Genomic DNA, 12,713 nt, shown 5'->3' on the forward strand with positions numbered 1-12,713 from the left:
TCAGGGAAGTTCCCGGCGGCTTCGGCGTGGCTGTCCATGCATCCATGCGCGCCTGCAGGGCCAGAGTCGACTAGGCAGCTGGCAGTCAAGGGGCAGCATCACGACCGCGGCGGGCAACAGGCTTCTGAGCAGGCCTTCCGCAGGGAACAAGCACCGTGCGGTCAACGTACGGTCAGTCTTAAACCGTTCCCGTGAACACTTACCCAGGGACAGGGGCAAAGCGCACACAAAATCCGCGGCATTATATACTCATGACTCCGAAACGGAAACGACATGGCGCCGCAGCCTGTGTGCGCCAGCCCAGCGGAACTCCCCCGATGTCCTTCAAGAATCCCATTCTCGGCCTGTGCCAGCAGGCTGCCTTCATGCTCAGCGCCGCCCGGGTCGACCAGTGTCCCGCCGACGACGGCCGCGAGGTCGCCTTCGCCGGGCGCTCCAATGCCGGCAAGTCCAGTGCGCTGAACACCCTGACCCACGCCAGTCTCGCGCGCACCTCGAAGACGCCGGGGCGCACCCAGTTGCTGAACTTCTTCCGCCTCGACGACGAGCGCCGCCTGGTCGACCTGCCCGGCTATGGCTATGCCAAGGTGCCGATCCCCCTCAAGCAGCACTGGCAGCACCACCTGGAGGCCTACCTGGGCAGCCGCCGCAGCCTGGCCGGGGTGGTCCTGCTGATGGACATCCGCCACCCGCTGACCGACTTCGACCGGATGATGCTCGACTGGGCCGGCGCCAGTGGCATGCCCATGCACATCCTGCTGACCAAGGCCGACAAGCTGGCCTTCGGCGCGGCGAAGAACGCCCTGCTCAAGGTCCGGCAGGACATCCGGCAGGGCTGGGGCGAAGGCGTGAGTATCCAGCTGTTCTCGGCACCCAAGCGCCAGGGGATCGAGGAAGCCCACGGCGTGCTGGCGCACTGGCTGGGGCTGGTCGACGAGGATGAGGGCGAGGCGGATGCCGGGGCCTGAGCCCGACAGACTCCTTCATCCGTGCCAGGCGTGGCCCTGCTGTTCGAGCAGGCTGTGCGCCTGCTCCGGCCCCCAGGAGCCGGCGGGGTAGGGGCGCGGCCGCTGGTAGTAGGCGTGCCAGCCGCCGATGATCGGGTCGACCCAGCGCCAGGCGGCCTCCACCTCGTCGCGGCGCATGAACAGCGTGGAGTCACCCTCGACCACGTCCAGCAGCAGGCGCTCGTAGGCGTCCCAGCGGCGTTTCTGGCGGAAGGCATGGGCCAGGTTGAGATCCAGTTCGACCGGCGCCAGGTGCATGCCCTTGCCCGGGCTCTTGGCCATCAGCTGCAGGCTGATCGACTCCTCCGGCTGCAGGCGGATCAGCAGGCGGTTGGCCTGGCCGTCCTGGAACAGCCGGTGCGGTACCGGCTTGAACTGGATGACGATCTCCGAGCTCTTCTTCGCCAGGCGCTTGCCGGTGCGCAGGTAGAAGGGCACGCCGGCCCAGCGCCAGTTGTCGATCTCGGCATGCACCGCGACGAAGGTTTCGGTGTCGCTGTCGTTGTCGACATTCTTCTCGAAATAGTAGGCCGGCACCTCCTGCCCGCCGATCTTCCCGGCGGCGTACTGGCCGCGCACCGTGCGGTCCTTCACGTCGAAACCGACAATGGGTTTCAGCGCCTCGAGGATCTTCACCTTCTCGTTGCGCACCGCCTCGGCGTCGAAGCGCACCGGCGCCTCCATGGCGACCAGGCAGAGCAGCTGCAGCAGGTGGTTCTGCAGCATGTCGCGCATCGCCCCAGCCTGGTCGTAATAGTTGCCGCGGTTTTCCACGCCGAGGGTTTCGCAGACGCTGATCTGCACGTGCTCGATGTGGCCGGCACGCCAGACCGGCTCGAACAGGGCGTTGGCGAAGCGCAGCGCCATCAGGTTCTGCACGGTTTCCTTGCCCAGGTAGTGGTCGATGCGGAAGACCTGGGACTCCTGGAACACCCGGCCGATGGCCTGGTTGATCGCCAGCGCCGACTCCAGCGAATGGCCGATGGGCTTTTCCAGTACGATGCGCGTGTCGTTGCCGGCCAGGCCGGCGTTGGCCAGGTGCGCGGCGATGTCCTCGAACAGGCTGGGAGCGGTGGCGAGGTAGTAGATGCGCCCGCGCTGGCAGCTGTCGCCCAGGTGCCGGGCCAGGCGACCGTAGGCGGCGCTCTGGCTGGCGTCCATGGCGAAATAGTCGATCCGTTCGGCGAAGCCCTGCCAGGTGGCGGTGTCGAAATTCGCCCGCGGCACATGGGCCCGGCAATGGCGTTCGGCCAGGGCGCGATAGGCATCGCGGCCCAGCGGCTTGCGCGCCAGGGCGAGGATGCTCATGTCTGCCGGCAGGCGCCGGTCGCGGTGCAGGTGGTAGAGCGCCGGCAGCAGCTTGTGCAGCGCCAGGTCGCCGGTGCCGCCGAAAACCAGCATGTCGCAGGGAAGGGTCACAGCAGCCTCCAACGCGTTTGGCTATGGGCTGGGCGCCTGTCATGTAGTATAACTACAGGCGCACTACAGCCGATTCCCGATCATAACCGAGTTCAGCCCCTGTGAATCTCTTGCAGCATATTGCCCAATCGCGCGCCCTGTTGCGCAAGTCAGAACTCAAGGTGGCCGATCATGTACTCCTCGATCCGGCGGCGGCGATGCACAGTTCGATGGCCAGCCTGGCCCAGGAGGTCGGGGTCAGCGAGCCGACCATCGTGCGCTTCTGCCGGGCCATCGGTTGCACCGGCTTCCAGGACCTGAAGCTGAAGCTGGCGCAGAGCCTGGCGGCTGGCGCCAGTTTCGGCCAGTTCGCCATCCACGAGAACGATTCGGTCGTCGATTTCAGCCTGAAGATCTTCGACACCACCCTGCATACCCTGATGGAGGTGCGCGAGCGGCTCGATCCCGAAGCGCTGCAGCGCGCCATCGACGCCATCGCCCTGGCCCCGCGCATCGAGTTCTACGGCTTCGGCGCCTCCGGCGCGGTGGCCGTCGATGCCCAGCACAAGTTCTTTCGCCTGCTGCTCACCGCCGCCGCCTATTCCGATCCGCACATGCAGGCCATGTCGGCGGTGACCCTCAAGGCCGGCGACGTGGCGATCTGCATCTCCCAGTCGGGACGCTCCAAGGACCTGCTGATCACCGCCAACCTGGTCCGCGAAACCGGTGCCACCCTGATCACCCTGTGCCCCGGACAGACGCCGCTGGCCGAGCTGGCCAACATCAACGTGGCGATCGACGTGCACGAGGACACCGAGGTCTACACCCCGCTGACCTCGCGCATCGCCCACCTGGTGGTGATCGACGTGCTGGCCATGGGCGTGGCCATGGCCCGCGGGCCGGACCTGGTCAACCACCTGAAGAGCGTCAAGCGCAGCCTGCGCAGCCTGCGCCTGTCGCCCAAGGCGGTGCGGACGGTGGAGGACTGACGCCGCCGGCGGTCACGGGTCACGACAGTGTCATCCGCCCGCCGTGAAAGCGTCACCGGCCGCCGGCAATCCTGAGGGCTCCAACCCCCTGTCGGGAGACCCTCATGCCTCGCCACACGGAAGACGCCTACTACCCCTCTCCCCTCGACACCAAGGCCCGCCGCAAGCGGCTGGACGAGCGGCGCATGCACTTTCGCCGGGCCATCGAACGCTACGACGAGCAGCGCCAGCTGCAGCACGAGCTGGACGACTATCCGGAGCTGCTGGCGGTCAGCCGGCTGCCGGTGGCGCCGGCGGTTTCGCGGCGAAACGCTCGGCCAGCGCGCTGATCTGCGCGCGTTCGGCGCGGATGAACGTCTCGAACGCCCGCGCCACCGGGCTCAGCCGCTTGCCCTCGGTGTGCACCAGGCACCAGCTGTGGTACAGCGGCAGCTCCTCCACCGGCAGCTCGCAGAGCTGGCCGGTGGCCAGTTCCAGGCTCGCCGCATGGCGCGGCAGCAGGGCCAGGCCGAGGCCGGCGATCACCGCCTGCAGCTGCGCCTCGGTCGAGCCGATCTCCAGCGTCTCGGCGAAGTGCGCGCGCTTCTGGTGGCAGTACTCCTCGCCGGCGCGGCGGGTGCCGGAGCCGGGCTCGCGCAGCAGCAGCGGAAAGTCCGTCAGGTCCTGCAGGCGCAGGCCCGGCCGCGCGCACAGCGGATGCCCAGGCGGCGCCACGGCGACGATCGGGTTGTTGAGGAAGGGATAGAAGTTCAGCGCCAGCTCGGTCGGCACCTGCGACATGATCAGCAGGTCGTCGCGGCTCATCGACAGGCGGCGCACCGCCTGGGCGTGATTGACCACCACCAGCTGCAGGCTGACCTCCGGGTGCTGGGCACGGAAGGCGGCGAACAGGTGCGGCACCAGGTACTTGGCGCTGGACTCCACCGCCAGGTTGAGCTGGCCCTGCAGCGAGCCCTGCAGGTCCGACAGCTGCATGTCGAGGCTTTCCAGGTGGCCGAAGATGTCCTCGCTGGTTTTCAGCAGCGCCTCGGCGGCCGGCGTCAGGTAGAGCTTCTTGGCCACGTACTCGAACAGCGGCTGGCCGACCAGTTCCTCCAGCTGGCGGATCTGCAGGCTGACCGCCGGCTGGGTCAGCGCCATCTCCTCGGCGGCGCGGCTGTACGAGCGGCTTTCGCACACGGCGCGGAACACCCGCAACTGGCGCAGGGTAAGGCGCATCAGGGATTTGCGCATGGGGGCCTCGGCAACGGAAAGGGGCGCACGGCGCGGCTCCCGGCAGGAAAAGTCACCGGCTGAATGGGGGGCTATCCGTGCAGCTATAAGTTGTAGTTTATGCTTAACCTAACAAATATTCATTTTTCTTAATCGATCCCTCGGCCTAGGGTTAGCACACCTGCCGACTGACCGTCCGAGTTGGCCAGTTCAGCCGAGGGAGACCTCCGTGATAAGAAAAATCCTCATTGCCAACCGTGGCGAGATCGCCGTCCGCATCGTGCGCGCCTGCGCCGAGATGGGCATCCGCTCGGTGGCCATCTTCTCCGAAGCCGACCGCCACGCCCTGCACGTCAAGCGGGCCGACGAGGCGCATTTCATCGGCGAGGATCCGCTGGCCGGCTACCTGAACCCGCGCAAGCTGGTCAACCTGGCGGTGGAAACCGGCTGCGACGCCCTGCACCCGGGCTACGGCTTCCTCTCGGAGAATGCCGAACTGGCGGAGATCTGCGCCCAGCGCGGGATCAAGTTCATCGGCCCGTCGGCCGAAGTCATCCGCCGCATGGGTGACAAGACCGAGGCGCGGCGCAGCATGATCGCCGCCGGCGTGCCCTGCACCCCCGGCACCGAAGGCAACGTCGCCGACCTCGCCGAGGCGCTGCGCGAGGCCGAGCGGATCGGCTACCCGGTGATGCTCAAGGCCACCTCCGGCGGCGGCGGCCGCGGCATCCGCCGCTGCAACAGCGTCTCCGAGCTGGAGCACGCCTACCCGCGGGTGATCTCCGAGGCGACCAAGGCCTTCGGCAGTGCGGAAGTCTTTCTCGAGAAGTGCATCGTCAACCCGAAGCACATCGAGGCGCAGATCCTCGCCGACTCCTTCGGCAACACCGTGCACCTGTTCGAGCGCGACTGCTCGATCCAGCGCCGCAACCAGAAGCTGATCGAGATCGCCCCGAGTCCCCAGCTGACCCCCGAACAGCGCGCCTACATCGGCGACCTGGCGGTGCGCGCGGCCAAGGCGGTGGGCTACGAGAATGCCGGCACCGTGGAGTTCCTGCTCGCCGAGGGCGAGGTGTACTTCATGGAGATGAACACCCGGGTCCAGGTGGAGCACACCATCACCGAGGAAATCACCGGCATCGACATCGTCCGCGAACAGATCCGCGTCGCCTCGGGCCTGCCGCTCTCCATCGAGCAGAAGGACATCCAGCACCGCGGCTATGCCCTGCAGTTCCGCATCAACGCCGAGGACCCGAAGAACAACTTCCTGCCCAGTTTCGGCAAGATCACTCGCTACTACGCCCCCGGCGGTCCCGGCGTGCGTACCGACACCGCGATCTACACCGGCTACACCATTCCGCCGTACTACGACTCGATGTGCCTGAAGCTGATCGTCTGGGCACTGACCTGGGAAGAGGCGCTGGCCCGCGGCCTGCGCGCCCTGGACGACATGCGCGTGCAGGGGGTGAAGACCACCGCGCCCTACTACCAGCAGATTCTCGGCAATCCGGATTTCCGCAGCGGACAGTTCAACACCAGCTTCGTCGACGAACACCCGGAACTGCTCAACTACTCGATCAAGCGCAGGCCTGGCGAGCTGGCCATCGCCATCGCCGCCGCCATCGCCGCCCATGCCGGGCTCTGACGAACACCAGCCCGGCTGTCTGGCTGCAGGCTCAAGAGGAACTGACGAATGAAGAAGATCACGGTCACCGACACCATCCTGCGTGACGCCCACCAGTCGCTGATCGCCACCCGCATGCGCCTCGAGGACATGCTGCCGATCTGCGACAAGCTGGACAAGGTCGGCTACTGGTCGCTGGAAGTCTGGGGCGGCGCCACCTTCGATTCCTGCATCCGCTTCCTCAAGGAAGACCCCTGGGAGCGCCTGCGCCAGCTGCGCGCCGCGCTGCCGAACACCCGCCTGCAGATGCTCCTGCGCGGGCAGAACCTGCTCGGCTACCGCCACTACAGCGACGACGTGGTCAAGGCCTTCGTCGCCAAGGCGGCGGTCAACGGCATCGACGTGTTCCGCATCTTCGATGCGATGAACGACGTGCGCAACCTGCGCGTGGCCATCGAGGCGGTCAAGGCCGCCGGCAAGCACGCCCAGGGCACCATCTGCTACACCACCAGCCCGGTGCACACCGTCGAATCCTTCGTCGAGCTGGGCAGGCGCATGCAGGAGAAGGGCGTCGACTCCCTGGCCATCAAGGACATGGCCGGCCTGCTGACCCCCTACGCCACCGCCGAGCTGGTCAAGGCGCTGAAGGCCGAGATCGACCTGCCGGTGTTCATCCACTCCCACGATACCGCGGGCCTCGGCGCGATGTGCCAGCTCAAGGCCATCGAAGCCGGCGCAGACCACATCGACACCGCCATCTCCAGCTTCGCCTGGGGCACCAGCCACCCCGGCACCGAGTCGATGGTCGCCGCCCTGCGCGGCAGCGAGTACGACACCGGCCTGGACCTGGAGCTGCTGCAGGAGATCGGCCTGTACTTCTACGGCGTGCGCAAGCGCTACCACCAGTTCGAGAGCGAGTTCACCGCGGTCGATACCCGCGTGCAGGTCAACCAGGTGCCGGGCGGCATGATGTCCAACCTGGCCAACCAGCTGAAGGAGCAGGGCGCCCTGCACCGCATCAACGAAGTGTTCGCCGAAATTCCGCGCGTGCGCGAGGACCTCGGCTTCCCGCCGCTGGTCACCCCGACCTCGCAGATTGTCGGCACCCAGGCGGTGTTCAACGTGCTCGCCGGCGAGCGCTACAAGACCATCACCAACGAGGTGAAGCTCTACCTGCAGGGCCGCTACGGCAAGGCGCCGGGCGTGGTCAACGAGCGCCTGCGCTTCCAGGCGATCGGCACCGAGGAAGTCATCGACGTGCGCCCGGCCGACCTGCTCAAGCCGGAAATGACCAAGCTGCGCGCGGAAATCGGCGAGCTGGCGCGCAACGAGGAGGACGTGCTGACCTACGCCATGTTCCCCGACATCGGCCGCAAGTTCCTCGAGGAGCGCAAGGCCGGCACCCTGGTGCCCGAGCCGCTGCTGCCGATTCCGACCGCAGGCGCCGGCCCGGCCAGCGAAGGCGTGCCCACCGAATTCCTCATCGACGTGCACGGTGAAACCTACCGGGTGGACATCACCGGCGTCGGCCTCAAGGGCGAGGGCAAGCGCCACTTCTACCTGTCCATCGACGGCATGCCGGAAGAAGTGGTGTTCGAGCCGCTCAACGAGTTCGTCGCCGGCGGCTCCGGCAAGCGCAAGCAGGCCGGCGCACCGGGCGACGTCAGCACCAGCATGCCGGGCAACATCGTCGACGTCCTGGTCAAGGAGGGCGACAAGGTCAAGGCCGGCCAGCCGATCCTGATCACCGAGGCCATGAAGATGGAGACCGAAGTGCAGGCGCCGATCGGCGGCACGGTCAAGGCCATCCACATCGCCAAGGGCGATCGCGTCAACCCCGGCGAACTGCTGGTGGAGATCGAGGGCTGATTTGCAGGTTTTGAAAGTTTGAAAGGCGGTTTGGGGAGTCGAGAGACTCCCTTTTTTTTGCGTGCCGGTTCTCCCTCAGCGCAGGCCGGCGAGGATCTCGAACGAGCGCAGGCGGGCGGCCGGCTCGTAGATGTCGCCGGTGAAGATCAGCTCGTCGGCGCCGGTCTGTTCGAGCAGCACCTCCAGGCGCGCGCGGACCTTCTCCGGGCCGCCGATCACCGCCAGGCCGAGGAAGTCGCCGACCGACGCCTGCTCGTGCGGCAGCCAGCGGCCGATCATCGACTCCACCGGTGGACGCAGTACCCGGCTCTCGCCGCGCAGCAGCGCCAGCACGCGCTGGAAGGCGGTGGTGGCGAGGAATTCCGCCTCCTCGTCGCTGGGCGCGGCGATGAGCGGCACGCCGATCATCACGTAGGGCTTGTCGAGCACCGCCGAGGGCTGGAAGTTGTCGCGGTAGAGGCGGATCGCCTCGTGCAGGTAGGCCGGCGCGAAATGCGAGGCGAAGGCGTAGGGCAGGCCCTTGCGCGCCGCCAGCCGGGCGCTGAACAGGCTGGAGCCGAGCAGCCAGATCGGCACCTCGGTGCCGACCCCGGGCATGGCGATCACCTGCTGGCCGGGCTGCGCCGGGCCGAGCAGGGCCTGCAGTTCCTCGACGTCCGCCGGGAAGTCGTCGTCGCTGCCGAGGCGGTCACGGCGCAGGGCGCGGGCGGTGTGGTGGTCGGCTCCCGGCGCGCGGCCAAGGCCGAGGTCGATGCGTCCCGGATAGAGGGTGGCGAGGGTGCCGAACTGCTCGGCGACCACCAGCGGCGCATGGTTGGGCAGCATGATGCCGCCGGCACCGACGCGGATCTGCCGGGTGCCCGCCGCCAGGTAGCCGACCAGCACCGCGGTGGCGGAGCAGGCAATGCCGTCCATGTTGTGGTGCTCGGCCACCCAGAAGCGGGTGAAGCCCAGCGCCTCGGCGTGCCGGGCCAGCGCCAGGGCGTTCTGCAGGGCCTGGGCCGGCCCGCCGTCGTCGCGGATCGGCGCCAGGTCGAGAATGGAAAGCGCGGTATCAGCCAGTCGTGGCATGGAAGTCTCCTCGAGTCGCCCCCGGGACTCGCCCGCTGGGGGAAAGGGGGAGACTAAAGCAAAAGGCGCCGCCGGTGACTGCCGCCCTGCCCAGGCAGGCGGCCGGCCTCAGCTGTCGGCCAGGCGGAAGCCGACTTTCAGGGTGACCTGATAGTGGCCGACCGCGCCGTTCTCGATATGCCCGCGGATCTCGGCCACCTCGAACCATTCCAGGTAGTCGAGGGTTTTCGACGCCTCGGCCAGGGCGTTGCTGATGGCGTCCTCGATGCTGCTGCGCGAAGAGCCGACGATTTCGATCTTCTTGTAGATGTGGTGGTCGGACATGCTGGTCTCCCTGATGGGGGGCAGGCGCCTGCCCCGTTCGGATGAGGCAGGCCAAAGCTGCGAGAGTTCAGTCGTGAGCGTGCCGCTCAGCCGGGCGCCGGCGGCTCGGGATCGTGCAGGAAGCCCTCGGCCTGCATCCGCCACAGCGAGGCGTACAGGCCGTCGCGGGCGAGCAGCTCGGCCGGGCTGCCGTCCTCCACCACCTTGCCGTTCTGCAGCACCAGGATGCGGTCGAAGTTGGCCACGGTGGACAGCCGGTGGGCCACTGCCAGCACCGTGCGGCCGCGCACCAGGTCGGCCAGGGCGACCTGGATCTCCGCCTCGGAATGGGTGTCGAGGGCCGAGGTGGCTTCGTCGAGGATCAGGATCGGCGCGTCCTTGAGGAAGGCCCGGGCGATTCCCAGGCGCTGCCGCTGGCCGCCGGAGAGCCGCGCCCCGCGCTCGCCGACCTGGGTGTCGTAGCCGTGCCGCAGTTCGCGGATGAAGGCGTCGCAGTAGGCCAGGCGCGCCGCTTCCTCGACCTCCCGGTTGTTGGCCTCCGGGCGGCCGTAGCGGATGTTCTCGCGGATGCTGCGGGCGAACAGGGCGGTCTCCTGCGGCACCACGGCGATCATCTGGCGCAGGCTGTCGACGCTGACCTGGCGGATGTCGTGCCCGTCGATCAGGATCTGGCCCTCCTTGACGTCGTCCAGGCGCTGGATCAGTTGCACCAGGGTCGATTTGCCGGCGCCGCTGGGGCCGACCAGGCCGACCTTCTGCCCGGCCGGGATGTGCAGGTTGAAGCCTTGGAACACCTGCCGGCCATCCGGGTAGCTGTAGCTCACGTCGACCAGATCGATGGTGCCGTCGACGTCGGGCAGCGGCAGGTGGGCGTCCTTCAGGGCGTGCGGCCTGACGATCACGCGCAGGGTGTCGGCGATGGCGCTGAGCTGCTGCACGGCGTCGACCAGGGCCAGCGCCAGGTCGCGGGAGCCGTTGAGGATGCGGAAGGTCAGCGCACTGACCAGCACCACGTCGCCGGCGCTGACGCGGCCGGCGCGCCACAGCAGGATGGCCCAGATCAGCATGCCGGCGGCCAGCAGCGACAGGCAGATGTCGTGCAGCACGCGGGTCTTCTCCATGTACAGCCAGCTGCCCCGGTGGGCGCGCGCCTCGCGGCCGATCTTGCGCGCCAGGCGATCGCTCTCCCGGTCGCGGGCGGAGAAGGCCTTGATAGTCCAGACGTTGGACACCGCATCGACCAGCTCGCCGCCGACCTGGGCGGCCTGGGCGGCGTAGCGCTGGTGCTTGTCCCGCCCGCGGATGCCATAGGCGGTGATCAGCACGGCGACCAGCAGCACCACGACGATCAGCGACACGGCCATGCGCCAGTCGACGGTGAACAGCACCACCACCGCGCCGAAGAAGTCGACCAAGGGCGGCATGATCTTCCAGGCGAAGCCGCCATAGATGTTGCCCGCCGCCATGCCGGTGGCGGTGATGCGGTTGCCCAGGGCACCGGCGAAGTGCTCGTTGAAGTAGCGCATGGGGTGGCCGGTGAGGTAGCGGAACAGCTCGACGCGGATGTCCACGCAGCTGGCCACCACGGTGCGGCAGCCGAGCCAGCCGCTCAGGCGCCAGAGGCCGTTCTCGGCGGCGATCAGCCCGAGGAACAGGGCCAGCGGCGTCCACACGTCGGCGTGCTGGCGGTCGTTGCCGGCGGCCAGGGCGTCGACCAGCAGCTTCATGCCGTACTGCACGGCCACCGCGCAACTGGAGGCGGCGAAGATCAGCACGAACATGAGGCCGAAGTGCCAGGGACGCATGCGCAGATAGCGCCACAGGAAGGGCAGCGTCTGGCCGGGCAGAGTCAGCGGCTTGCGTCGGGGAGCGCTCTTCTTCTGCTTCATGGCCGGCAGCGGGATGCACTCGCTCGCTCTTCCGGTACGTTGCCGGCGCTCCGGTAGTCGAAGCGCCGAGCCTGTCGAAAAGGGCCTGCCCGACACATAGCTCTTCCCCCGCACCTGGGCGCCGCAGCGTGTCCCGCTTCCGGCTGTCGTTGTCCCGTTGTCCGGCCTGCCGTCGAGACTGGTGGCCGGACCCCATGAGAAGTATGGACTGGACGAAAAGCGGCCGGGTTCCGGCCCGCCCGCCGGACGGGCGGGGAGAGGGGGCATCCGTCCCCCCTCATCCCGGAGCCCGACACTCAGCGCACGGCCCGATCCGCCAGCTGCGTCTTCAACCAGCCGGCCAGCCGCTCCGCGCGGCCGTCGCCGCGGCGCAGCGGCACCCACAGCGCCAGCTTCGCCGGCGTCTCGACGAAACCCCAGGGCGCCACCAGCCGCCCGGCGGCCAGATCGTCGGCAACCAGCTGCTGCGGCGCGATGGCCACGCCGAGCCCGGCCACCGCCGCCTCCAGCAGATAATAAAGATGCTCGAAGCCGGCGCCGTAGCGCAGCCCGGCCGCCGGCAGCCCCTGGCTCGCCGCCCAGCTTGGCCAGGCCTGCGGGCGCGAGGCGGTGTGCAGCAGGGTTTCGTCGAGCAGCGCCTGCGGCGGTGCCTGGCGCAGCGCGGCGAAGCGTGCATGGCGCGGGCTGAGCACCGGACCGATGCTTTCCGCGGCCAGTTCGAAGACCCGCATGTCGGCCGGCCACGGCGGCTCGGCGAACAGCAGGGTGGCGTCCAGGCCCGGCCGGCGCGGGTCCGGCCCGCCCTCGCTGGCGGAGAGCTGCAGGCGCAGCTCCGGCAGCTCGCGATTGAGGCGATCCAGGCGCGGAATGAACCAGCGCGCCAGCAGGCTCCCCGGACAGCCGAGCACGAACGGCGCCTCCTCAGTGCGCCGCTTCAGCTCGGCACAGGCGCCATCCAGACGGGCGAAGGCGTCACCGGCGGCGTCCCGTAGCAGCAGGCCGGCATCGGTGAGTTTTACGCCGCGCCCCTCCTTGCCGAACAGCGCCACCCCCAGCTCCTCCTCCAGGACGCGAATCTGCCGGCTGACCGCCCCGTGGGTGACGTGCAGCTCCTTGGCTGCCTGCTTGATGCTCAGCAGGCGGGCGGCGGCCTCGAAGGCGCGCAGGGCGTTCAGGGAGGGCAGGTCCGGGTGCGTCATCGGTGAGTTTTCCTGACGTGTCCGGGCGATCTTATCGCTTTTCGGCGGAGGCGCCATTGGTTAACGTGTGACCATCGCAGGTGGGCCGTGAAAAGCGCACCGCCTGCCTCTTTGCATACTCCGGGAGCACC

11 protein-coding genes are annotated in these 12,713 nt (G+C 68.3%); 5 read left to right on the plus strand and 6 right to left on the minus strand.

Features of this window, described 5'->3' with window-relative positions; genetic code table 11:
* Positions 1-317: 317 nt before the first annotated feature.
* Positions 318-968: a ribosome biogenesis GTP-binding protein YihA/YsxC gene (yihA, locus tag ACG10_RS00995; protein ID WP_089166780.1), complete on the plus strand. Its 651-nt coding sequence runs from the start codon at positions 318-320 to the stop codon at positions 966-968.
* Positions 969-983: 15 nt separating this feature from the next.
* On the opposite strand, the gene zwf is transcribed toward yihA, so the two are convergent.
* Positions 984-2,426 (minus strand): glucose-6-phosphate dehydrogenase, encoded by a 1,443-nt coding sequence (gene zwf / locus ACG10_RS01000; protein WP_089166781.1) that lies wholly within the window; start codon positions 2,424-2,426, stop codon positions 984-986.
* Between the two features lie 101 nt (positions 2,427-2,527).
* Here zwf and hexR point away from each other — a divergent pair, with 101 nt between their 5' ends.
* On the plus strand, positions 2,528-3,394 hold the full coding sequence (gene hexR, locus ACG10_RS01005) for a transcriptional regulator HexR (RefSeq protein WP_039800963.1): 867 nt from the start codon (positions 2,528-2,530) through the stop codon (positions 3,392-3,394).
* 104 nt (positions 3,395-3,498) lie between these two features.
* Entirely contained in the window at positions 3,499-3,723 is a 225-nt protein-coding gene (locus ACG10_RS01010; RefSeq protein WP_039800965.1) for a PA3496 family putative envelope integrity protein, read from the plus strand.
* Here the strand turns inward: ACG10_RS01010 and ACG10_RS01015 are convergent.
* Entirely contained in the window at positions 3,665-4,627 is a 963-nt protein-coding gene (locus ACG10_RS01015) for a LysR family transcriptional regulator (RefSeq protein ID WP_039800968.1), read from the minus strand. The genes ACG10_RS01010 and ACG10_RS01015 overlap by 59 nt on opposite strands.
* A 208-nt stretch (positions 4,628-4,835) precedes the next feature.
* Here ACG10_RS01015 and ACG10_RS01020 point away from each other — a divergent pair, with 208 nt between their 5' ends.
* Together ACG10_RS01020 and oadA are read left to right on the plus strand one after the other, a co-directional pair.
* Positions 4,836-6,251, plus strand: coding sequence for an acetyl-CoA carboxylase biotin carboxylase subunit (locus ACG10_RS01020; RefSeq protein ID WP_089166782.1), 1,416 nt, complete (start codon positions 4,836-4,838; stop codon positions 6,249-6,251).
* Positions 6,252-6,299: 48 nt separating this feature from the next.
* On the plus strand, positions 6,300-8,099 hold the full coding sequence (gene oadA, locus ACG10_RS01025) for a sodium-extruding oxaloacetate decarboxylase subunit alpha (protein WP_089166783.1): 1,800 nt from the start codon (positions 6,300-6,302) through the stop codon (positions 8,097-8,099).
* A gap of 75 nt (positions 8,100-8,174) precedes the next feature.
* Here the strand turns inward: oadA and ACG10_RS01030 are convergent, their stop codons facing one another.
* The 4 genes from ACG10_RS01030 to ACG10_RS01045 form a co-directional block, all read right to left on the minus strand.
* Complete coding sequence (locus ACG10_RS01030; RefSeq protein ID WP_039800973.1) at positions 8,175-9,170, minus strand: LLM class flavin-dependent oxidoreductase; 996 nt, start codon at positions 9,168-9,170, stop codon at positions 8,175-8,177.
* A gap of 108 nt (positions 9,171-9,278) precedes the next feature.
* Entirely contained in the window at positions 9,279-9,494 is a 216-nt protein-coding gene (locus ACG10_RS01035; RefSeq protein ID WP_039800975.1) for a dodecin, read from the minus strand.
* Between the two features lie 86 nt (positions 9,495-9,580).
* Positions 9,581-11,383, minus strand: a complete 1,803-nt coding sequence (locus ACG10_RS01040) for an ABC transporter ATP-binding protein (protein WP_039800977.1) — start codon at positions 11,381-11,383, stop codon at positions 9,581-9,583.
* Positions 11,384-11,679: 296 nt separating this feature from the next.
* Positions 11,680-12,582, minus strand: a complete 903-nt coding sequence (locus tag ACG10_RS01045) for a LysR family transcriptional regulator (RefSeq protein WP_232487160.1) — start codon at positions 12,580-12,582, stop codon at positions 11,680-11,682.
* Positions 12,583-12,713: the final 131 nt, after the last annotated feature.

Source organism: Azotobacter chroococcum (genome assembly GCF_002220155.1).
GTDB lineage: Bacteria > Pseudomonadota > Gammaproteobacteria > Pseudomonadales > Pseudomonadaceae > Azotobacter > Azotobacter chroococcum.